21 protein-coding genes and 1 tRNA gene are annotated in these 20,319 nt (G+C 58.2%); 10 read left to right on the top strand and 12 right to left on the bottom strand.

What is annotated here, in order from left to right; translation table 11 throughout:
• Positions 1-13: 13 nt before the first annotated feature.
• From nirJ to ACR0D7_RS13275, 10 genes are all read right to left on the bottom strand, one after another.
• Entirely contained in the window at positions 14-1,228 is a 1,215-nt protein-coding gene (gene nirJ, locus ACR0D7_RS13230) for a heme d1 biosynthesis radical SAM protein NirJ (RefSeq protein ID WP_480679427.1), read from the bottom strand.
• Positions 1,229-1,232: 4 nt separating this feature from the next.
• On the bottom strand, positions 1,233-1,715 hold the full coding sequence (gene ahbB / locus ACR0D7_RS13235; RefSeq protein WP_170575111.1) for a siroheme decarboxylase subunit beta: 483 nt from the start codon (positions 1,713-1,715) through the stop codon (positions 1,233-1,235).
• Positions 1,712-2,161, bottom strand: coding sequence for an Lrp/AsnC family transcriptional regulator (locus tag ACR0D7_RS13240; protein WP_480679428.1), 450 nt, complete (start codon positions 2,159-2,161; stop codon positions 1,712-1,714). The genes ahbB (ACR0D7_RS13235) and ACR0D7_RS13240 overlap by 4 nt, the downstream gene beginning before the upstream one ends.
• Entirely contained in the window at positions 2,158-3,147 is a 990-nt protein-coding gene (ahbB, locus tag ACR0D7_RS13245; protein ID WP_480679429.1) for a siroheme decarboxylase subunit beta, read from the bottom strand. Before ahbB (ACR0D7_RS13245) ends, ACR0D7_RS13240 begins: the two co-directional genes overlap by 4 nt.
• A 3-nt stretch (positions 3,148-3,150) precedes the next feature.
• Positions 3,151-4,296: a cytochrome D1 domain-containing protein gene (locus ACR0D7_RS13250; protein WP_480679430.1), complete on the bottom strand. Its 1,146-nt coding sequence runs from the start codon at positions 4,294-4,296 to the stop codon at positions 3,151-3,153.
• The gene (locus ACR0D7_RS13255) at positions 4,293-4,616 is read right to left on the bottom strand and encodes a c-type cytochrome (RefSeq protein WP_170381882.1); all 324 of its coding nucleotides are present in this window, start codon (positions 4,614-4,616) and stop codon (positions 4,293-4,295) included. The genes ACR0D7_RS13250 and ACR0D7_RS13255 overlap by 4 nt, the downstream gene beginning before the upstream one ends.
• Before the next feature lie 49 nt (positions 4,617-4,665).
• A complete protein-coding gene (gene cobA, locus ACR0D7_RS13260) occupies positions 4,666-5,427 on the bottom strand; it encodes a uroporphyrinogen-III C-methyltransferase (protein WP_480679431.1) in 762 nt (253 codons plus the stop codon).
• Between the two features lie 190 nt (positions 5,428-5,617).
• Positions 5,618-6,019 carry a cupredoxin domain-containing protein gene (locus tag ACR0D7_RS13265; RefSeq protein WP_170575117.1) on the bottom strand — a complete coding sequence of 134 codons (402 nt, stop codon included), beginning with the start codon at positions 6,017-6,019 and terminating at the stop codon, positions 5,618-5,620.
• A gap of 53 nt (positions 6,020-6,072) precedes the next feature.
• Positions 6,073-7,860, bottom strand: coding sequence for a NapC/NirT family cytochrome c (locus tag ACR0D7_RS13270; RefSeq protein WP_480679432.1), 1,788 nt, complete (start codon positions 7,858-7,860; stop codon positions 6,073-6,075).
• A 122-nt stretch (positions 7,861-7,982) separates the two neighbouring features.
• Positions 7,983-9,659 (bottom strand): cytochrome D1 domain-containing protein, encoded by a 1,677-nt coding sequence (locus tag ACR0D7_RS13275; protein WP_480679433.1) that lies wholly within the window; start codon positions 9,657-9,659, stop codon positions 7,983-7,985.
• Positions 9,660-9,893: 234 nt separating this feature from the next.
• Here ACR0D7_RS13275 and ACR0D7_RS13280 point away from each other — a divergent pair, with 234 nt between their 5' ends.
• The 7 genes from ACR0D7_RS13280 to ACR0D7_RS13310 all read left to right on the top strand — a co-directional run bounded on the left by ACR0D7_RS13280 (position 9,894) and on the right by ACR0D7_RS13310 (position 16,584).
• Complete coding sequence (locus ACR0D7_RS13280) at positions 9,894-11,075, top strand: NnrS family protein (protein ID WP_480679434.1); 1,182 nt, start codon at positions 9,894-9,896, stop codon at positions 11,073-11,075.
• A 99-nt stretch (positions 11,076-11,174) separates the two neighbouring features.
• Positions 11,175-11,624 carry a c-type cytochrome gene (locus ACR0D7_RS13285; protein WP_170381888.1) on the top strand — a complete coding sequence of 150 codons (450 nt, stop codon included), beginning with the start codon at positions 11,175-11,177 and terminating at the stop codon, positions 11,622-11,624.
• A gap of 16 nt (positions 11,625-11,640) precedes the next feature.
• Entirely contained in the window at positions 11,641-13,041 is a 1,401-nt protein-coding gene (locus ACR0D7_RS13290; protein WP_170575123.1) for a cbb3-type cytochrome c oxidase subunit I, read from the top strand.
• Positions 13,042-13,043: 2 nt separating this feature from the next.
• Entirely contained in the window at positions 13,044-13,853 is an 810-nt protein-coding gene (locus ACR0D7_RS13295; protein ID WP_170381890.1) for a CbbQ/NirQ/NorQ/GpvN family protein, read from the top strand.
• 9 nt (positions 13,854-13,862) lie between these two features.
• Complete coding sequence (locus ACR0D7_RS13300) at positions 13,863-15,785, top strand: nitric oxide reductase activation protein NorD (RefSeq protein ID WP_480679435.1); 1,923 nt, start codon at positions 13,863-13,865, stop codon at positions 15,783-15,785.
• Positions 15,782-16,330 carry a cytochrome c oxidase subunit 3 gene (locus ACR0D7_RS13305; RefSeq protein ID WP_480679436.1) on the top strand — a complete coding sequence of 183 codons (549 nt, stop codon included), beginning with the start codon at positions 15,782-15,784 and terminating at the stop codon, positions 16,328-16,330. The genes ACR0D7_RS13300 and ACR0D7_RS13305 overlap by 4 nt, the downstream gene beginning before the upstream one ends.
• A 5-nt stretch (positions 16,331-16,335) precedes the next feature.
• Positions 16,336-16,584, top strand: a complete 249-nt coding sequence (locus ACR0D7_RS13310) for a cytochrome C oxidase subunit IV family protein (RefSeq protein ID WP_480679437.1) — start codon at positions 16,336-16,338, stop codon at positions 16,582-16,584.
• Positions 16,585-16,641: 57 nt separating this feature from the next.
• On the opposite strand, the gene hemA is transcribed toward ACR0D7_RS13310, so the two are convergent.
• Positions 16,642-17,865 (bottom strand): 5-aminolevulinate synthase, encoded by a 1,224-nt coding sequence (gene hemA, locus ACR0D7_RS13315; protein WP_480679438.1) that lies wholly within the window; start codon positions 17,863-17,865, stop codon positions 16,642-16,644.
• A 180-nt stretch (positions 17,866-18,045) separates the two neighbouring features.
• Between hemA and ACR0D7_RS13320 the strand changes: the two genes are divergently transcribed.
• Positions 18,046-18,738, top strand: a complete 693-nt coding sequence (locus tag ACR0D7_RS13320) for a Crp/Fnr family transcriptional regulator (protein ID WP_170381895.1) — start codon at positions 18,046-18,048, stop codon at positions 18,736-18,738.
• 119 nt (positions 18,739-18,857) lie between these two features.
• Complete coding sequence (locus ACR0D7_RS13325; RefSeq protein ID WP_480679439.1) at positions 18,858-19,334, top strand: hypothetical protein; 477 nt, start codon at positions 18,858-18,860, stop codon at positions 19,332-19,334.
• Between the two features lie 667 nt (positions 19,335-20,001).
• On the opposite strand, the gene ACR0D7_RS13330 is transcribed toward ACR0D7_RS13325, so the two are convergent.
• A tRNA-Thr gene (locus tag ACR0D7_RS13330) sits at positions 20,002-20,076 on the bottom strand.
• Positions 20,077-20,159: 83 nt separating this feature from the next.
• On the opposite strand from ACR0D7_RS13330, the gene ACR0D7_RS13335 reads away from it, so the two are divergent.
• Positions 20,160-20,315, top strand: a complete 156-nt coding sequence (locus ACR0D7_RS13335) for a hypothetical protein (protein ID WP_170381906.1) — start codon at positions 20,160-20,162, stop codon at positions 20,313-20,315.
• Positions 20,316-20,319 lie beyond the last annotated feature (4 nt).

The following is a 20,319-nucleotide window of genomic DNA, read 5'->3' on the forward strand; positions in this document are numbered from 1 at the left end:
AGAACAGTCGATTTTAAAAGAACTGATGCGCAGGATCATGACGTTTCCCCCGGAACGGCGTGACCTGCAGACGTTCGCCTGCGCCCTCAACGCCGATTTCTTGATTTGTCAGATAACAGGCCGGATCTTCGGCCCAGGGATCGCCGGTCAATTGCAAGGCCCGGATACGGGTGTTGCCACCGCAGACATCTTTCAATTGGCAAGCTCCGCAGCGTCCCTTTAGCGGGCGCGGGCGGGTGCGCAGCATGGACAGCATCTGATCGTCGCTGGTCCAAAGCTCAGAGAATGGCTGGGTTTTCACATTGCCGACCGTGTAGTCGGACCAATAGGTATCGGGATGCACGCGGCCCAGATTGTCGATATTGGCCACGCCCAGACCGCTGGAGTTGCCTCCCCATGCCGCCAGATGCTCGCGAACATGGGCAACTTTCGCATCGTCGAAACGCGCGCGGACCCAGTTAAGGAAATATCCGGCGTCGGCATCATTGTTGCCGGTTACGATGTCCAGCGGGCGCCCGCCTGATGCGGCCTCCCACGCGCGTTCAAGCAGCAGATCCAGACCGTTGCGGGTTCGAAGGTGTTCAGCATCTTCGCCCCGGTTCTTGTCGCCACGGCCTGCATAGACGAGGTGGGACAGGTAGAACTTGTCGACGCCTTCGTCATCACAAAGCTTCAACAGATCAGGCAGGTGATGCTGTGTGCCTTCGGTCAGGCAAAAACGCAGACCGACTTTGATGCCGCGTTTCTTGCATTCGCGTACACCGCGCAATGCGTCTGCAAAGGCGCCTTCGACACCGCGGAACCAGTCATTCGTTGCTCCGATCCCGTCCAGTGAAATGCCGACGTAGTTGAATCCTACATGGGCGATCATGTCGGCGGTTTCGCCGTGAATCCGTGTGCCGTTGGTGGACAGCGCCAGCATCGGCACAAGCTCACGGGCGCGTTTTGCTATATCGAAGAAATCAAATCGATCCAGCGGTTCCCCACCCGAGAGGATCAGGGCCGGGACGCGAAATTGGCCCAGATCCTCAAGGGTTACCATGGCTTGCTCGTGGCTGAGTTCACCCGGGAACGCAACATCCGCCGAGACGGTGTAGCAATGGCGGCATTTCAAATTGCAGCGCCGCGTCAGATTCCAGATCACCACTGGTTTGACTGGTCCGGGCCGGCGTTTGCGTACCGGGGTCGGATTGACGAGTTGGTGCATGTATTCGGTCAGGCGGAACATGGTCTCAGCCTTTCGTTTTCAGGCGCAGCCCGGTCTTTTTCAGGATGCGCGTGGAATAGAGGATATCTTTGGCACGGCAGGCATCGCCCAGAATAGCTGCGATCTCGGCGCGCTTTTCTTCGACTTCATCCCGGTCCGAGCCGTGAACCATGGCGAACAGGTTGTAGGGCCAATCGGGCAAGGCACGCGGGCGCTCATAGCAATGGGTGACAAAGGGCAGCGCGCCGATTTGCGCGCCCAATTCAGTGATGCGGGCATCGTCTACATCCCAGACGGTCATCCCGTTCGACGTCATGCCCAGTTTGTAATGGTTCGGAGCGGCGGCGATGCGACGAATGACTCCGCGGGATTTCAACTCGGCCAGACGGTACAACAGCGCGTCTTCGTCCAACCCCAGTGTTTTGGCCACCTGCGCATAGGGCGCGGACACTAGCGGCAGGCCACCTTGCAGTGCCTCGATAATCTCTCTGTCTTTCGCGTCGATCATGCCGCCACCCGGAAGCCGATGAAGAATTCCTGAAGTTTGGGGAATTGCAGGACCGCGATCCCGGTTTCCCGTTCGATAGCCTCGGCTGTGGCTGCGATCCCCTCGGGTGTTTCGGTCGCCAGAACGAACCACATGTTCAGCCGGTGCGTGCGTTCATAATTATGCGCAACCTCGGGGTGCGCATTGACTTTGGTCAGGACGGTTTCGAATTCTTCGACCGGCACCGCCATGGCGCACAGACAGAACGCGCCGCCCATTGCGGCGGCGTCGAAAAAGGGGCCGAACCGGGTGATGATGCGTTCGTCTTTCATACGGGAAAGACGGTTCAACAAGTCACTTTCCGAAATGTTTAGCTCATCTGCAATCACGGCGTATGGGTGATTGGTCAGCGGCAGATCGTCTTGCATCCGGTTCAGGATCGCGCGGTCTGTTGCATCCAGCGTCATGCGGCGGCCTCTTTCGGTTGGATCAGTGCCCCAGTCTGTTTGAAGCAGCGGGTCGAGAACAGTACCTTGTGGCGCGCGCCGGCCATTTCTGGCAGGGCGACCGCGGCCGACAAAACGTCCAGCGCTTCGCTGCGTGACCGGGCGTGGATCATCGAATAAAGGCGGTAGGGCCAGACATCCTCGACCGGGTTACGCTCGTAACACAGGGTCACGCCGGGATGCGCTGCCAGAGCAGGTCCAGCCGTATCGATCTGATCGGCTGGCATGTCCCAGACCACCATCGCATTGGCCGACCAACCCAGCGCCCTGTGTCGCACAATGACGCCAAGACGCGAGATTATACCGGCGCCGTGCAATGTCTCGATCCGTTCCATTACGTCATGCATATTCCGGCCCAACGACCGAGCCAGCGCAGCGTAAGGGTCTGCGACCAGCGGAAGACCTGAACTGAGTGCTTGCAGCAGGGTAAGGTCTCCGTCCTGCATGGCCGTGCGGTCCACTTTGCGGGGGCCGGGTACGTTGCGGGTCTTGCCGGACATGCGGAAGCCCAGATCGACATTGAACGGGCGGACCAATCGCAGATCCAGCACGCGCAGCCCGGTGCGGTGACTGATGCGGGCTAGTGTGTCGTTGACATGCGCGCGGTCAGGGCCAGTGGCGACGAACCAAAGGTTCCACGTATCCTCGCGCTGATAGTTGTGGTTCACGCCAGGTTCAGAATCGATCAGGGCAGCGATCTCCTCCAGGCGGTCTTCCGGTGCGGAAACGGCGGCCAGAGTGCTGGCGGATACCGCACCTGGTGAAATTGTCGCGCCAACCCGAGTAATTCGACCGTTTGCGCGCATGCGGGTCAGACGGTCGATCACTTCGGCCTCTTCAAGACCCAACGCATTGCCCAGAATCTGAAATGGACGGTCGGTGATGGGAAAGTCACGCTGGAAATCGTCCAGCAGGCGGCGGTCGATCGGATCAGTGATGTGTTCCATCCGTTACAGCCCCGTTCTGTGCGCACGTGCGGTAAAGAAAATGCCCGAAGGGCTGTCGGCATCGATCTCACGCAGTTTTTCAAATGTGTGGGTGTCGTAGACCATGACCTTGTTGGCGTCGCGCACGCTGAGCCAAACCTCATGCCCGCGAGGCGTGAACTCCATGTGCAACACTGCGGGGCCGGGTTTGAATTCGTGGATGATCTCTTTGCTGACGCTGTCGATCACCTGAATCGTATCGTTCAACGGATGGGCGAAATTCACCCAGACCTGACGCCCGTCGGGCCGGGCCATGGCAAAGACCGGCTGGCCGTGCGTCTTGGTGCGTCCGGTCTCAGTCAGGGTGTCAGCGTCGATCCACAGAACTTCGTGATGGCCGACAGCAGGCAGAACGAACTCGCGCCCTGTCAGGGCCCAACCTTCGAGGTGAGGCATCTTGTAGACGGGCATTTCTTCCTGTCCGCGTCCGTAATTAGGCAATACGCGGATCGGTTCGGGCGTCTCCGCCCAGAGATCCAGCGCGGTCAAACCGTCTTCGCCAAACAAGCCGGTGATATAGGTGCGGCCATTGGCGGTGATCAGCGCGTCATAGGGGTTTTTACCCATGTCGGGGATCTTGGTGATCGCTGGATCGCCCTTGGCAAAATCGGCAATCCACGTCTGGCCCGTGTCCCACATGGTGAACACAAAGCGACGGCCAGGTGCATCGACCAGACCGATGGTTTTGCTGTCGGTGGGGATGTCCGCGACCATCTCCAGCGTGTCCGCATCAAAGACACGTACGCCGCCTGGTTCGTAATTCGATACGGCCACCAACTTACCATCGTCAGAAATCGCGCCGCCGATGGCGTTGCCCGCCTGCACGACGCGGTTTACGATCTGGCGGGTGACGATATCGACTTTGGTCAGGCCGCCATCGCGTCCGAACACGAAGGCAAAACGTTCATCGGGGGAGTAAACCAAAGAGGCGTGGGACAGATCGCCTAATCCTTCGATCCGCGCCAGCGCGGCCCGGTCTGATTGGTCGACCAGCAGTACCGATCCCTTGGCGCGTTCGATCACAAGACCAAGGTCTCCGGTTGCGGTGGGTTCGGCATAGGCCGCAGTCATCATCAGAGTAGCTGCAAGGCCAAGGATGAGATGTTTCATTGTGCCTCCTGTTCCAGCAGGTAACGAGCGATCCATTCGGCCTCTTCTTCGGTGATCAAAGGCCGCCAGGGGGGCATCGCGGTGTCGGGAATACCGTCTAGGATGACACCGGTCAGAACCTCAGGGTCATAGTGTTCCAGAGTTTCGGACCGCAGATCGGGGCCAAGACCACCCTTCAAGGAAAGCCCGTGACACGATCCGCAATCCTGATGAACAAGCCGTTTCAGGGCGTTGGGGTCGATGGCATCTGCGGCAAAGGCCGAAGTAGCTACCAGTACGGCGGTTGTCAGAACGCTGCGCGCCACCCAACCAGAGCGCATCTCACGCCTGCGCGGTTGGGGGGCTTGCCCTCTGCAACTTGATCCAAGCCTAGCCATGAGCCTGTTCCAACAGGTCCGCCAAGGGCTGTTCTGCATAAAGCGATACGACCTTGCCGATGATGAACAGCGTCGGTGCTTTCAGATTGGCGTCGCGCACATCCGTCGCCAGCTGGTCCAATCGGGACACAAGACGGCGTTCGTCAGGGGTCGTGGCTTTGCCCACGGCCAGAACGGGGGTTGATCCTGGCAGGTTTTCCGTCATCAGCCCCATGGCGATCTGGCCGATATTGGCTACACCCATATAGACCACCAGCGTCGTTTCGGGATCGGCCAGGCGTTTCCAGTCCAGATCCAGCACCTTGTCGGCCTGCCGGTGACCGGTGACATATTGTACCGAAGTTGCCAGCCCGCGATGGGTCAGCGGTACTCCGGTGGAACAGGACGCGCCCTGTGCTGCAGTGATGCCGGGCGCGTATTCGACGGCGATGCCATTGGCCATCAGGTGGGCCGCTTCTTCCGAGCCGCGACCGAAGATCATCGGATCGCCGCCCTTTAATCGGGCAACCGTGTGTCCGGCGTTGGCCTCTTCCACCAGGATTTCGTTGATACGATCCTGCGGCACCGTGTGGCATTTAGGGGCTTTGCCAACCGGGATCAGGCGCGCGTTGTCGGCATGCAGGTTGAGGATGTCTGCCGAGACCAGCCGGTCATAGACGACCACGTCGGCCTCTTGCAGCATGCGCAGGGCGCGCAGGGTCATCAACTCGGGGTCTCCGGGGCCGGCACCAATCAGAAAAACCTTACCGCTCATGTGCAAACTCGCTTGTTCTGAATGTATTCGAACCCGGATTTATTTCGCGCAGTCGGGACGTCGCTGGGTGAGCCGGGCGTGTCATGAGGGCAGGTTGGCTCAATCGTAAACCAACCTCCTTGACATAAGTTAAGGAGCGCGGGTTTTGCGCCCGCGCTCCTTTGATCTTGCCTGTATTTTTTGCCTCGGCTCAGGGTTCTACGGTGATCATGCCGATCATGTTCTGGGTTTCCCAATGAGGCCCGCACAAATAGTCCTGCGGTCCCGGTGTGAGGAATGTCAGGTCGAGCGTCTCCTCTGGGAACAACCGGTCGCTTTCCGGTTCACTACCATCTTTCAGAAGGACCGAATGGCTTGTGCGTTTGTCCACATTCACCCAACGGACCGTGGTGCCCGCTTTTACGGTCAATTCGAAGGGGCAGAAATTGTATTTGTACATGAGCACAACTTCGGCGTCCTCAACCGCCGAGGAAGGTTGACCAAACAGTTCGACATAGCGCTCTTCGGCCTCGGCGCAGATTTCGGCGGACCCATCCGCCATTGCGGGCGCCGCCAAGAGCAGCAGCGCGGGAAGAAGGTGGCGGAGTTTCATCGTCCATATCTCCTTTCCATAATGGAAGGGGCCGGATTGCCCGGCCCCCTCGTTTATTGTTTTACCACGTTGATGTTAGCTGAGTCGTCATCCAGCGCAAGGCTGGTGTTCAGCGTCACATGGTGGAACCGCGCTGCGGCAAAGTCGTCGTGGATGGCAAAGCCGACCGTGTAGGTTTGACCAGCTTCCAGCGGCACATCACCGGGGGCGCCAGAGTTCAGAGGACGGCTGAAGACCACGGTCCATGTACCACCGGACAGCTCGGCCGATGCGGCTATCTCGCCGTCATTCACCACGCGCTGTTCCAGCAGGTAGCCGTTTGTGGCACTGCCATCGGCGTAGACACGCATCAGGTCAAGATAGGTGCCGTCGGCCAGATACTGCTCGATCTGTTCAGCGGCGTGCAGTTTGTCCCAACCACCCATCGGCTTACCGCGGCGACCCTTGGTATCAACCTCGGTGCGGCTTTCGCTGATGTATTTGGTCACCGTGTCCTGCGCGGTCAGACGACCCGCGACATCACCATTGGCGGCGATTGCCTCCGCGCCCGGATCAAAGGGCATATAGGAGTTGTCGGCGTGGCACGAAGCCCAGCAGCCCACCTGTTCACCCAGTTCGATACCGGTGCCAGTGATCATCATGGCGACCTTGATCTGGTTGTCGGGGTCCATCTTGCCACCGTCCACGAAGGGCGCAGGGCTATGACCCGCATCCGGCCATTGCAGGCGAATGTACAGGTTTTCATCGTCATGCGCCGCCTGAACAGTAGCGTCGATCACACCGCGTTTACCGGGGATCGGGGTCGGTTCCAGTTCACCGCCGGCGACAATCTTGTTGCCGATCGTGTCCAGCTCCTTGGCGTGACAGGTCGTGCATTGATCACCACCCTTGGTCAGAGGCCGCGCGCCGCCATGGAACTTGCCGTTCTGGACCCATTCAAACGAGGCCTGGCCGGGATAGAACAGTTTCAGATCCGCACTGGCCACGGCGTTCCAGTCGACGTTGCCTGGGACATCGCCGCCACCGCCGCCTGCGGGCGCCGCGGCTTCGTCTCCGTTTGCCTTGGCGCGCTCTTCGGCAACGGCTGCGTCAACAGCGGCTGCGATTTGGGCCTGTACGGCCTCTTGCTGGGCCTTTTTAGCAGCTTTTTCTGCTTCGGCTTCAGCGGCTTCTTTGGCTTCGATGCGTTCAAGGCTGGCCAGATATTCAGGCGGGATTGGGCGGATGAAGGCCGGGTTGGGGGCTTCCAATTGCTCAAGATACTCTTCCTCGGCCCGATCACGCGCGTCCGAATGTGCAATCCCCTTGTGACAGTCGATACAGGTCTGACCGATCTCCATCGCGTTCAGGTGCTGCTGACGGGCACGGGGTCTCTGGAATTCCGGCATCATCGATTCGAAATCGTGACAGTTGCGGCACTCGCGCGAGTCGGTTTTCTTCATCCGCTCCCATTCGTTCATGGCCAGGTGTACGCGTTTGGCCTCGAACTTTTCGCGGGTGTTAATGGTGCCGACCATCTTGCCATAGAGCTCTTTGGACGCCTTGATCTTGCGGATGATCTTGTGGGTCCAGTCTTTGGGTACGTGACAGTCCGAACAGACCGCGCCCACGCCGGAACGGTTCACGTCGTGGATCGTGCCGGTGTATTCCTCATAAACGAAATCTCGCATCTCGTGGCACGAAATGCAGAAATCTTTGGTGTTGGTGGCTTCCATGGCGGTGTTGAATCCGCCCCAGAAGACGATGCCGCCGACAAAGGCTGCGGCAATGCCGGCCACAGGCATTCCCCATAGGAAATACCGGCGCCAGATCGGTTTTTTCTTTTCCGGTTCGGAAGTCATATCCGGGCTCCGTTTTGGCTGTCTTGTCTGGCCTTGGGTGGCAGGCCGGTGAGTTTGGCTGATGGTCAAACGAGGAAAGGGCGGGCGAGGGGCCCGCCCTTTCCGGTTTTACTGCGAACCCGTTAGGTAACGTGGTTCGACCGGTTGTAGACGTTGAACTTGCCGGTCGGGGCATACAGCCCTTCGATGCGACCGATCTCTTCCAGCGTTTTGGCGTCGAAGATCACGATCTGACCGTTGGGCTCTTTCGAGTCCGACAGGTTCCACTTGGACACCCAGACCTCAGTACCGTCAGCGTTGAATTCGAAGTGAACAGCTGCGCTGCCTTCGTCTTCGGTGATCTGGATCGTTTTCACGATCTCGCCGGTCTCTTTCGAGATGACCTGCACCGATTGCTGAATTTCAGGCTCGGGGTGCTTGGTCTGGTCAGCCCAGATGTAGTCCGAGTTCGGGTGGGTGCGGACAAACAGGCCGGGGCCGTCTGTTTCTACTTCGTAGCAGACCTTCCAGGCATCGTCCGGACGGTTCTCGGGGTCGTTGCCCCAGACAGTCACAGTACCAACACCAAGGTGGGTTGTGCCAGCCACCGGACCACAGTTCGGGTCAACCCAGTTGGCGCCGGGGCCAGGGTGCGGCAGCGCGGCTGTGTCGATCATCGCCTCAAGCTTGTGAGTTTCAGTGTCGACGACAACCATCTTGTTCGACGCGTTCGCGGCGATCTGGAAGTAGCGGCCTGTCGGGTCAAAGAACCCGTCATGCAGGAACTTGGCGCTGTCGATCTTGTCGATCCGCAGGTTGTCCAGATCGGTATAGTCAACCTGCCACAGCTGACCCAATTCCTTGATCGCAACGATCCAGGTTGGCTCGTTCGGAGTTGTGTAGATCGCGGCCACGCGGGCCTCTTCTACATAGTCACCGTCCACGTTTACACCTCGGGTCGATACAACCTTCACAGGTTCCATTGTCTGGGCGTCAACGATTGCAAAGTGCGGCGGCCAGTAACCACCACCGATGACGTATTTGCCGTCGCCGGATACGGCCACGTCGCGTGCGTCATAGGCAATTTTGACCTCCGAAACCAACATATTCTCAGGCTTCTGCCAGAGGTCGATCTTGGTCATCTTGCCGTCGCGGCCCATTGTGTACCAGAAGCGGCCGGGGTTTTCCGGCTCGGTAACGCTGTGGTGCTCGGAGGCTTTCAGAACGTGCACGGCATAACCGGTCGGGATGTGTGTCAGCACTTCTTTGGTGTCACCGTCGATAACGGCCACTTTACCTACGTCACGCTCGATGACGACGAAGAAGTTTTCCCAGTTGCGGCCGTGCAGTGGCTCGGTCGGATAGTCGGCTTCTTCGACATAGACCTTGCGGGTCTCTTTCATCTGCTCCAGCGACATCTCAGGCGGCTTGGGAGCCTCCATCTGGATGTAGGTCGCCATATCCTTGATTTCCTGCTCGGTCATGATGTCCGAGAAGTTGTTCATCCCGCCTTCGGTACCCCAGGCGATGATTTTCTCAAGGCGTTCCTGTCCGAGTGCAAGGGTCCCGCCTTCGGTCACGGTTCCGTCGGCTGCGGTTTTTTTCCAATGTGGCTCAAGGCTCTTGCCTGTGGCGCCTTTGCGCAGAACGCCGTGACAGCCTGCGCATTGTTCGAAATAAAGCTGTTTGGATGATTCAAACGCTTCCTCGCTGAGGGTTGGCTCTTCGGCGAAGGCTGGTGCAGCGACGCTGCCCAGCAGCATCGCCAAACCGGCCCCAAAGGCGCGGCCAGTTTTGTTGTAGCTGATTCCAAGTGACATGATCACTCTCCATTTGCGTGGTGAGGCAGGTCCAAGGGTGAGACATCGCGCGTGGGCGCTCCTTGACGAAAGTCAACACCGGGGGTGTAAATTGACGCGCAGAAGGGAAAAAAGTACTAAATAACTCCCGCAAAATAAGCGTTTTAGACATATGTTTAGGGCGCTTTTGATTTTGGTTAAGTCATGCAAGTGGGCGCGCTGCTAGGGCTGAGAAAACGGTCAAGGAGAGCAGTCATGTCCACCGTCGTCACCCGTGTTCTCGGAGAGGGGTTTCGTGTTTTCTTCCTGTCTGCGGGTCTTTATGGGCTGTTCGTGGGGTTGGTCTGGGGGCTGTGGCTGACTGCGCCCTATCTGGCACCGGATTACGGCATGACTCCACCGATGTGGCATGCCCATGAAATGATCTTTGGCTATGCCACGGCTGCGCTGGGAGGATTCTTCCTGACGGCTGTGCCGAATTGGACAGGTGCGCCCGAAGCGCGCGCTCGCTTTATAACATTTGCCGCTGGACTGTGGCTGGCCGGGCGGATGGCGATTTGGTTTTCGGGGATGCTGCCGCCTGTCTTCGTTGCCGTGGTTGACCTGGCCTTTGTACCTGTTTTGGCAGCCAAAATCCTGACCCAGTTGATCCGGCGCCCGAAGCCGCAAAACATGATTTTCCTCCTGCTGCTGACCCTGATTTGGGTCGCAGACTTGCTGACACATCTGGAATGGATGGGAGTCACGGCGGATACGCTGCAGATTGGATTGCGCGCGGGGCTGTTGTCGCTGTGTTCGATGATTGCCATTCTGGGTGGGCGGATCACCCCGGCCTTTACACGAAATGCTATGAAACGCGCGGGCGAACCCGAGGCAGCGTGGCCGGTTTCAGTTCCAGTCTTGGATAAGGCTGGCATGATTCTGGCGTTGGTTCTTCCACTTAGTGTTCTGGTGCTAGGTGCAGGGCTGGTTCCCGGGATTGGGGCATTGGCTTTAGGAGGTGTGCAGATTCTGCGCATGGCACGCTGGCGTGCGCGCTGGGCTGCGCGGCAACCGATTCTTCTGGCGCTGCATCTGGGGCTCGGAATGTTGGCGACAGGGCTGATACTCTGGGGATTGGCGGTGCTGGGCCTTGGCAACGAGGTCGCTGCACTGCACGTCCTGGGAATCGGCTGCGTCGGCGGGATGACCCTAGCGGTCATGAGTCGCGCAGCGCTGGGCCACAGTGGTCGCGCATTGATCGCGCCGGGACCGATGGTGGTGGCGTATGGGCTGATGGCCGTCGCCACCCTGTCGCGTTGGATCGGTGGCGAATTGAACGGGGGTTACTTGGTCGCGATGTTGCTGTCGGACGGTTTATGGATCTGCGCCTTTGCACTGTACCTGATCGCCATGTGGCCTGCCCTGACGGGTCCTCGCTCGGCCCGGGCGGGATGAATTTTAATTACTTCGGCTGGTCTTGACTTTCGTTAAGGAGACACCATGGCCCAGCCGCCATGTTGGTCAGACTAGCTAATCTGCGCAAAGGAGAGCGCAATGCGAGAAGTCATGACCAAGAGCATGGCCCGCAACATATTCTATGGCGGGTCACTGTTCTTTATCCTCATCTTTCTGGCCCTGTCGGCCCATTCACACTGGTACATCGTGAATTCCGAGAATTCGGCAAAACTCGATGAAAGTGTGGTCCGGGGCAAACATGTTTGGGAAAAACACGCCTGTATCAACTGTCATACGATTCTGGGTGAAGGGGCCTACTTTGCCCCCGAAGTCGCGAATGTGATGACCCGCTGGGGTGTTCTGGACGACCCGGAAACAGCCTTTGAGGCCCTCAAGGGCTGGATGGAGGCGCAGCCGACCGGCATTCCCGGTCGTCGGCAGATGCCGCAATTCAACCTCAGCGACGAAGAACTCCGCGACCTGACCAACTTCCTGATCTGGACGGATAATATCGACGCTCAGGGCTGGCCGCCTAACGAGGCCGGTTGAGAAAGGGAACGGAGAAATGAAATACGAATCCCAAAAAATCGCCTACGCCTACTTTGCGGTGGCAATGGCCCTGTTTGCGATACAGGTGATCGGCGGCCTTCTGGCCGGTCTGATCTATGTATTCCCGAACTTCCTGAGTGAGCTTCTGCCGTTCAATATCGTGCGGATGCTGCACACCAACTCATTGATCGTCTGGCTGATCCTGGGCTTCTTCGGTGCGGCTTACTTCCTGATCCCGGAAGAATCCGAACGTGAGATTCATTCGCCCAAGCTAGCCTATCTGCAGCTGATCATCCTTGTGGTCGGTACGCTGGGCGTGGTTGTGACTTATGTCTTCAACCTGTTCGAAGGCAACTGGCTGCTGGGTAAAGAGGGGCGCGAGTTCCTTGAGCAGCCCAAATGGGTCAAGGCGGGCATCGTCGTGGCCGCGCTGATCTTCCTTTACAACGTGTCGATGACCGTTCTGAAGGGCAAGAAGACCGCCATCACCAACATCCTTCTGTTGGGTCTGTGGGGTCTAGCGCTGCTGTTCCTGTTTGCCTTCTACAATCCGGGCAACCTGGCCTTGGATAAGCAATACTGGTGGTATGTCGTCCACCTGTGGGTTGAAGGCGTGTGGGAGCTGATCATGGCCTCGATCTTGGCTTACCTGATGCTGAAGCTGACAGGTGTGGACCGTGAGATCGTCGAGAAATGGCTCTATGTCATCGTCGCGGCCGCGCTGTTCTCGGGCATCCTTGGGACAGGTCACCACTACTACTGGATCGGTACGCCTGCGTACTGGCAGTGGATCGGTTCGATCTTCTCGAGCCTCGAAGTAATCCCGTTCTTCGCAATGATGGCCTTTGCCTTCGTCATGGTCTGGAAAGGCCGTCGTGACCACCCCAACAAGGCTGCGCTGCTGTGGTCGCTGGGCTGTGCCACGCTTGCCTTCTTCGGTGCCGGTGTATGGGGCTTCCTGCATACGCTGCACGGGGTGAACTACTATACCCACGGTACCCAGATCACTGCGGCCCACGGTCACCTGGCCTTCTACGGTGCCTATGTCTGCCTCAACCTGGCGATCTTCAGCTATGCGATGCCGATCCTGAAGAACCGTGATCCGTATAACCAAGTGCTGAACATGGGTTCGTTCTGGCTAATGACCAGCGGTATGGTCTTCATGACCTTCGTGCTGACATTCGGCGGTACTGTGCAGACTCACATGCAACGTGTGGTCGGTGACTACTTCATGGACGTACAGGACCAGATCGCGATCTTCTACTGGATGCGTCTTGGGTCGGGTGTTGTCGTTGTCCTCGGCGCGCTGCTGTTCATCTACTCGATCTGGGTGCCCCGGAAAGAGATGGTTGAACCCGGCCCGATCGAACGCGACCGGCTGGAAAACGATCCTGACCACGTCGCAGCGGAGTCATGAAGATGGACGGCTCAAGAAACATGGGAATGGGGGCGGCAAACGCCCCCTTCTACCTCGCCCAAGGTGATGAATGCGATGTGTTCACTGCCGCCTACAATAATGACTTGCCGGTTCTGCTGAAAGGCCCGACAGGCTGCGGCAAAACCCGCTTTGTGGCCCATATGGCCGCCCGCCTTGGCCGCCCGCTTTATACGGTCGCCTGCCATGACGACTTGGCAGCCGCAGACCTGATCGGTCGCTATCTTCTGAAGGGTGGAGAAACCGTCTGGGTCGATGGCCCCCTGACCCGGGCGGTGCGTGAAGGCGCGATCTGCTACCTCGACGAGGTTGTCGAGGCCCGCAAAGACGTCACCGTCGTGTTGCACCCCCTGACCGACGACCGACGTATCCTGCCGATCGACCGCACCGGCGAAGAGCTTGAGGCCGCACCCGGTTTCATGCTGGTCGCTTCGTATAACCCAGGATACCAAAATATCCTGAAAACCCTGAAACCCTCGACCCGGCAACGCTTTATCTCGCTGGAATTCGACTTCCCGTCGCCCGAGATGGAAGCCGAAGTTGTCGCCCAGGAAAGCGGGCTGGCGCTGGAGCGCTGCAAACCGCTGATCCGGCTGGCGAATAAGCTGCGCGGGCTCAAGGGTCAGGACCTCGAGGAAGGCGTTTCCACCCGTCTGGTCGTTTATGCCGCGACGCTGATCGCACAGGGCATGTCGACCGACCGCGCCATCCTTGCCGCAATGATCGAACCTCTGACTGATGACGAGGATATCAAACGCGGGCTCCTCGATCTTGTCACGGCTGTCTTTGGGTGAGGCCGGCCAATGGTCAAGATCGACTTTGAGCCATGGGAACCCGAAGAAACGATCGGGAAACTGTGGCACACCCTTGCCAGCCGCCTCGATGCACCTGAGGTGCATGTTGGAGCCGCGGTCGACCTTTCCGAGGTCGCGGGGCGGTTGGCTGTCCTCTTCCGAGGGCTTGGGGGTAGTCCGGGCGTCGAATTGCGCCCGGTCTCACCCGAGGTTTCACGACACCGGCTAAGTTGGCGCCGCAAGCTGGCGACCGAAGTCGAGCTGATGCCGCGCGCCTCGTTCGACGGTGAGGTTCTGCGCCTGCCGGATAGGCTGGCGGTTTTCCCTGCGCGCGAAGCAAACGGCGCGCTTTATGTCTGGTTGGCGGCCGCAGCGGCCCATGCCGGTACCCGAATTGATGAAGACGATCCGCTGCGTGCCGACCTGCGCGCGCTGATCGCGGCGCAGAGCATGGTCGAGGCGACATTGGACGATGCCTCTGGCCTGCGCCCGCTTTATACCGAGCTCTGTAAGGGGGTTCTCCATCACCGCGAAATTTCCGGCCTTCCGCCGGTTGAAGCAGCCGTTGAAGAGCTGGTTCGTCACATGCTGGGCGACTCTGCGCCCCTGTCCCCGAAGGCTGAGCAGCTTTTGGCTCTGGACGATGACCTGACCGCCCCGCGTGGGTATCAGCATTTCCGGCCTGTCCCACTGTGGCCAGAGCTGCGCCCGGTTGGGTTTTCGGAACATAACGAGGTCGAAAACCCCGAAACCGAAGGTCCACCTGAAGAATCCAGTGAGAAAACCCACCGAGCGCGCCGCCGCAAATCGGATCAGGCCAACCGCAGCGACAGTTTTATTCTGCATAAGTTTGAGGCCATTCTCAGCTGGGCCGAGTTTCTGAACATCAATCGACGCATCGACGACGATGATCCTGACAACGCAAAGAAAGCCGCCGATGACCAGGAAGAAATCGGCCTGGGCCAGATCTCCAAAGCACCGCCGACCAAGCTGAAACTGCATTTGGATCTTGCGCCCGAGGACGTGAATCGTGAACGCCTTTCCGGTCGTATCCTCTATCCTGAATGGGATGTGCGGACCGGTCAGTACCTGCCTGACCACGTCAACGTCCTGCTCTCGGACGCGGATATCCGCGAGGATGCCGCAGAGTTCGGCAAAGACCCGGCCACCGCGCGCCGTATCCGCGCTGTCAAACGCCAGTTTGAAGCACTGCGCCCGGGCCGGGTGATGACGCGCGGTCATCTGGACGGAGATCAGTTGGATATTGAGGCCGCTGTGCGGGCGCAGGTGGACCGCTGCGCCAATGGCGAAGGTACCGAACGCATATGGATGCAATCCCGTCCCGAGGCCCGTGATCTGGCCGTGTCGATCCTGCTGGACGTCAGCCGCTCGACCGAAAGTGCCGTCACCGGCCGCGCCGTGATCGACATCGAACGCGAGGCGCTCGCCGCGCTTGCCTGGGGCCTGAATGCCTGCGGCGACGATTTCGCCATCCACGCCTTCAGTTCGCTGAAACGACAGCGGGTTTATGTGCAGCGTTGCAAACGGTTCGATGAACCGATGGGATCACTGGTCGAACAGCGCATTGCCTCGTTGCGGCCGGGTCACTACACGCGGTTGGGGGCAGCGATCCGCCATTGCTCGGCCGATCTGGCAGAGCAGTCGCGCAAACGCCGTTTGCTTTTGGTGATCACCGACGGCAAACCCAACGACCTGGATCACTACGAAGGCCGTCACGGAATCGAGGACACCTGCATGGCTGTCCGCGAGGCGCGCCGGGGCGGTCAGTCGGTCTTTGGCGTCACAATCGACAAAACCGGCAAAAGCTGGTTCCCGCGCATGTTCGGGCAGGGCGGTTTTGCTGTCATTCCAGACCCGCACCGTCTGACCATGGCCCTGCCGCAGATTTATCGTCAACTGGTTGGCGCATGAGCGATGCGTCTCTGATCGACGAGCTTCCGGGCGAGTTGCTTATGTGGGTGCTGATCATCTCGGAGCTGCTGGTATTCGGTGCCGGGATGATTGCCTTCATGGGTGTACGCCTGTCCGACCCGGCAGGCTTTGCCGAGGCGCAGTCCCATCTGCACCGTACGGGTGCTGCATTCAATACGGCTGTTCTGGTTACCTCGGGCTACCTGGCCGCGCAGGCGTCGCAATGGCGTCAGGTGGCGCGACGGGGCGCGGCCCGTCTGGCGTTGATCGGGGCGGCCCTGTTGGGTGTGGTGTTTCTGGTCATCAAGGGCGTGGAATATGCAGATAAGGCGGCGCAAGGGATCAGTTATGAAACCCACCCTTTCTTTCTGTTCTATTACTTGCTGACAGGCTTTCACGCGGCTCATGTGCTGGCCGGGGTCGGTATCCTGCTGCTGGTCACTTGGCGGGATGATCCCCGCAATATAGAGGCGGGCGCGCAGTTCTGGCACATGGTTGATCTGGTTTGGATCATGCTGTTTCCAGTAGTTTACCTTTTGGGATGAACGCTATGATCAACAATCCATTGATAAAGGCCTGGTTTGCCCTTCTGGGGCTTAGCCTAGGGTCGGCGTTGTTGACTATGACGCCTGTGCCTCCTGCCGTCATGGGCGGGGGTATTCTGCTGCTGGCGCTGATCAAAGGGCGGATAATTCTTGCCCGGTATCTAGAGCTTGCCCACAGTCCGGCCTGGCTGCGAGGGTTTACAATGGTTCTCACCGGTTTCGCTGTGCTGATCTTCGGCCTTTACTCGATTTGAAAAAGAAAAAGCCGCCCAAATTGGGCGGCAGTTAGCCAAGCTAAGGAGCGCTTTGAATTACTGGGCGGCCATTGGCATCCGGGCGATCTGACACCGTTGCCAGAGGGCTGACAGCGCACCGACCAAATGATCGATATCCTCATCCGTGTGCACCGGGGATGGTGTGATCCGCAGACGTTCGGTCCCTTTTGGAACTGTGGGATAGTTGATCGGCTGGATATAGATGCCGAACTCTTCCAGCAGCGTGTCCGAAATGAATTTGCATTTCACCGGGTCGCCTACCATCACCGGGATGATGTGGCTGGGGTTGGGCAGATGCGGGATACCTTCTGCGTCCAGTCTTGCGCGGACTTGCGCCACGCGGGCCTTTTGCTGATCGCGTTCGGTGTTCGACTGTTTCAGATGTCGGATCGATGCAGCAGCACCAGCCGCTGTCGACGGGGGCAGGGCAGTTGTAAAGATGAATCCGCTGGCAAAGCTGCGGACGAAATCACACAGCGCCGCCGAGGCGGCGATATAACCACCGACCACACCAAAGGCTTTGCCCAATGTGCCCTCGATCACGGTGAGGCGATCCATCAACCCTTCACGCTCGGCAATACCGCCGCCGCGTGGGCCATAGAGGCCAACGGCGTGGACCTCATCCAGATAGGTCATCGCACCGTATTTGTCGGCAAGGTCACAGATTTCCTTGATCGGCGCGATATCCCCGTCCATCGAATAAACTGATTCAAAGGCGATCATCTTCGGTGCTTCGGGATCGGCAGCAGCCAGTTTCGCCTCTAGATCTTCCAGGTCGTTGTGCTTCCAGATCACTTTTTGCGCGCGGGAATGGCGGATGCCTTCGATCATCGAGGCATGGTTCAGCGCGTCTGAAAACACGATCAGGCCGGGGATTTTTGCAGCGAGAGTGCCGAGAGCTGCCCAGTTTGAAACATATCCAGAAGTGAAAAGAAGCGCGGCCTCTTTTTCGTGCAGATCGGCCAGTTCGGCCTCAAGCAGCACGTGATCGTGAGTGGTGCCTGATATGTTCCGGGTGCCCCCGGCGCCCGCGCCGCAACGGTCCAGCGCGTCATGCATGGCCCCGATTACCGCGGGGTGCTGGCCCATTCCCAAATAGTCGTTCGAACACCAGATCCGTACATCTCGCTGCACCTGCCCGTCGGTTTGGCGGGCGTTCGGAAAGGAACCGCAGCGGCGTTGCAGGTCGATAAAAACACGATAGTTTCCTTCGTCCCGCAGGTCGTCCAGGCTTTGGGTGAAAAATCGCTCGTAGTCCATCTTTCTGGCTCCCCGGCTTACTGGCTATGGAGCGAAACTAGGCGCATGACCACCGAGGCTACATGACAATTGTCAAGTTGGCGGCGGAAAAGACTGGTGCGTTGATCACAGCTTTGGCATAGCCTGTGCTCGAAGGATGTACCGGTCAGACGATCGACTAGGGAAAAAAGGGGAACCTTCTTGGCGCACGAAGCACAAAAGGCGATTGCGCGGCAGTCTCTCTTGCTCAAGAGCTTGCCGGAGCAGCATATCGATACGCTGTTAAGTCACGCAATTTGGCGCAGCTATGACCGGGGCGAGACGATATTCCTGCAGGAAGAAAAGGCAAAAGCCGTTCATGTGGTGCTGGCGGGGTGGGTCAAGCTGTTTCGTATGTCCCCCACCGGGGCCGAAGCAGTGGTGAGTGTCTTTACCCGTGGCGAAAGCTTTGGTGAGGCAGTCGCACTGCGGAACGTCCCATACCCGGTTTCCGCCGAGGCGGTTTCCGCCTGCGAGGTGATGCACATCCCTAGCCCGGTACTGCTGTCTTTGATGAAGGAAGACCCCGAGATCGGTGTGTCGATTCTGGCTGCGACCTTCACGCATCTTCATGCACTGGTAGCGCAATTGGAGCAGCTCAAGGCCCAGACGGGTGCGCAGCGTGTGGCCGAGTTTCTGCTCAATCTGTGTGATGCAGAGATCGATGGCTGCGATGTCGAACTGCCCTATGACAAGATGCTGATCGCAGGCCGTCTTGGGATGAAACCTGAAAGCCTCAGCCGGGCATTCTCGCGCCTGAAGACGGTCGGCGTAAAGATTAATCGCAACCACGCGGTTATTGCCGATATCGAACGTCTGCGGGACTACGCCGAAAGCGATCCCTCAGAGAAGTGATCGCTTAGGCTTTGCAGCTATTTCCGAAATCCCAGCTAGTAGACACTTAGTAGGATGATCTTCGTGGGGCATGCCTGGGTTCTTGCGCCCAATTGCATGCAAAGGTAGAAATCCTGTGCATGAATTATCCTTTTTTTAGAATTGAGATTATAGTGAATAGACGTTTTTCCACCGCTATTTTGATATTGATGGCCCTTTTATTCGCTGCAGCCTGTGATGATGGCTCAAGCGAAGTGAAATCGGTCACGAAAACGCAGTATTCGGGCAATTTTAATACCATTAGTGGCAAGCTTTCTGACGGCAGCAAGTTTGAAGGCGTGGCTTGGTGGGTATCGGGGGCCTACAGAGGTAAGTTTTGCCTGCAAACCACAAAGGCCGTTTGTTCTGGCACGTTCTCGGCCAGGGCGTCCCGTGTTATCGCTGGTCAGTTCGAATGCTCAGATATGACAACGGGGTCGTATCGTTCGGAACGAATTGAAAAAGGGGCACATCTGCATCCAATAAAAGCGACAGGCATATTGTCTGACGGTCGGACCAGTGTTGCTGAATTCGCGCCGCTGCAAGAAGGTGCCGGCGAAACGGTATGCTACCAGTGATATCAGATTTGGTGTCGAAATGGGCCGCACTCAGAGGGCGCAATGCAAAACCGGGAAACATTTCGAAGCGGGCTTTTCGTGGCTCTCAAAAGGCGGATATCAGTGCGTTTGCGGCTCCGACAAACCCCGCAACAGCCACTGAGCTCGCCAGTAGTATGCAGAAAACTTCCAGTACGCTAAGTTTCATTTTGACCCCCATCAAAACGTTTGGGCGGGCTTAGGGCAAATTTGCCAAGCCGCAAAGAGGCCACAAGTTTACGCTGCGGAAACCTGCTGAGGGGGTGGCGCAAATTTGCCCAAGATAAAAGGTTGGGTGACGAAACACGCATTGGCAGAGGCACTCCAGACTTGCCCTGTAGCAGCTTTGCATCACCAGAATCGCAGAATCCCGGATAACTTGAAAAACCGCAGAACAGTGCGACTTGAAGGCGTAGCGCGACAGCCCCGATTGTTTGTTATCCTGACAATTGCTGCTTCACGGTTTGCTGGGTTCAACTTCACACCGTGCTTGCGACCACCAAGTCATAGACAGCTTCGCTTTGCATCCACACTGTGCAGATAGTGGCAGAACCTTGGTCGGGGTGCTGGTGTAGGGGGCTCAAAATGGCGGTGCAATACGACAGGCGCGTCCCAGGAAATTAATCTACTATCATTTTCTGGAATTGGATGGTGCTGCTGGAGAGAATTGAACTCTCGACCTCTCCCTTACCAAGGGAGTGCTCTACCTCTGAGCTACAGCAGCGCTGTGGGCGGGTGATTAGACTCAAACGAAACGCGGCGCAAGGGTGTCTGGACGGTTTTTTTCACCTCCTGTAGAGAAAGATCATGACAGATAAAAATTCACCCAAAAAACAGGGCAAATCCGGGGATGCACGCGAGGAGCGGCTGAAAGCAGCGCTGAAGGCGAACATGGCGCGGCGCAAGGCTCAGGCCAAGGCGCGGGCGGCTTCCGAGGACAATGCCAGTAAGGACGAGGGATAAGAGC

The organism is Ruegeria sp. BB7 (genome assembly GCF_056539365.1).

Excerpts from the sequence above, each read along its gene's own strand:
- nirJ (WP_480679427.1), bottom strand. The coding sequence starts at position 1,228 with ATGTTCCGCCTGACCGAATACATGCACCAACTCGTCAATCCGACCCCG.
- ahbB (WP_170575111.1), bottom strand. The coding sequence starts at position 1,715 with ATGATCGACGCGAAAGACAGAGAGATTATCGAGGCACTGCAAGGTGGC.
- ACR0D7_RS13240 (WP_480679428.1), bottom strand. The coding sequence starts at position 2,161 with ATGACGCTGGATGCAACAGACCGCGCGATCCTGAACCGGATGCAAGAC.
- ahbB (WP_480679429.1), bottom strand. The coding sequence starts at position 3,147 with ATGGAACACATCACTGATCCGATCGACCGCCGCCTGCTGGACGATTTC.
- ACR0D7_RS13250 (WP_480679430.1), bottom strand. The coding sequence starts at position 4,296 with ATGAAACATCTCATCCTTGGCCTTGCAGCTACTCTGATGATGACTGCG.
- ACR0D7_RS13255 (WP_170381882.1), bottom strand. The coding sequence starts at position 4,616 with ATGCGCTCTGGTTGGGTGGCGCGCAGCGTTCTGACAACCGCCGTACTG.
- cobA (WP_480679431.1), bottom strand. The coding sequence starts at position 5,427 with ATGAGCGGTAAGGTTTTTCTGATTGGTGCCGGCCCCGGAGACCCCGAG.
- ACR0D7_RS13265 (WP_170575117.1), bottom strand. The coding sequence starts at position 6,019 with ATGAAACTCCGCCACCTTCTTCCCGCGCTGCTGCTCTTGGCGGCGCCC.
- ACR0D7_RS13270 (WP_480679432.1), bottom strand. The coding sequence starts at position 7,860 with ATGACTTCCGAACCGGAAAAGAAAAAACCGATCTGGCGCCGGTATTTC.
- ACR0D7_RS13275 (WP_480679433.1), bottom strand. The coding sequence starts at position 9,659 with ATGTCACTTGGAATCAGCTACAACAAAACTGGCCGCGCCTTTGGGGCC.
- ACR0D7_RS13280 (WP_480679434.1), top strand. The coding sequence starts at position 9,894 with ATGTCCACCGTCGTCACCCGTGTTCTCGGAGAGGGGTTTCGTGTTTTC.
- ACR0D7_RS13285 (WP_170381888.1), top strand. The coding sequence starts at position 11,175 with ATGCGAGAAGTCATGACCAAGAGCATGGCCCGCAACATATTCTATGGC.
- ACR0D7_RS13290 (WP_170575123.1), top strand. The coding sequence starts at position 11,641 with ATGAAATACGAATCCCAAAAAATCGCCTACGCCTACTTTGCGGTGGCA.
- ACR0D7_RS13295 (WP_170381890.1), top strand. The coding sequence starts at position 13,044 with ATGGACGGCTCAAGAAACATGGGAATGGGGGCGGCAAACGCCCCCTTC.
- ACR0D7_RS13300 (WP_480679435.1), top strand. The coding sequence starts at position 13,863 with ATGGTCAAGATCGACTTTGAGCCATGGGAACCCGAAGAAACGATCGGG.
- ACR0D7_RS13305 (WP_480679436.1), top strand. The coding sequence starts at position 15,782 with ATGAGCGATGCGTCTCTGATCGACGAGCTTCCGGGCGAGTTGCTTATG.
- ACR0D7_RS13310 (WP_480679437.1), top strand. The coding sequence starts at position 16,336 with ATGATCAACAATCCATTGATAAAGGCCTGGTTTGCCCTTCTGGGGCTT.
- hemA (WP_480679438.1), bottom strand. The coding sequence starts at position 17,865 with ATGGACTACGAGCGATTTTTCACCCAAAGCCTGGACGACCTGCGGGAC.
- ACR0D7_RS13325 (WP_480679439.1), top strand. The coding sequence starts at position 18,858 with ATGAATTATCCTTTTTTTAGAATTGAGATTATAGTGAATAGACGTTTT.
- ACR0D7_RS13335 (WP_170381906.1), top strand. The coding sequence starts at position 20,160 with ATGACAGATAAAAATTCACCCAAAAAACAGGGCAAATCCGGGGATGCA.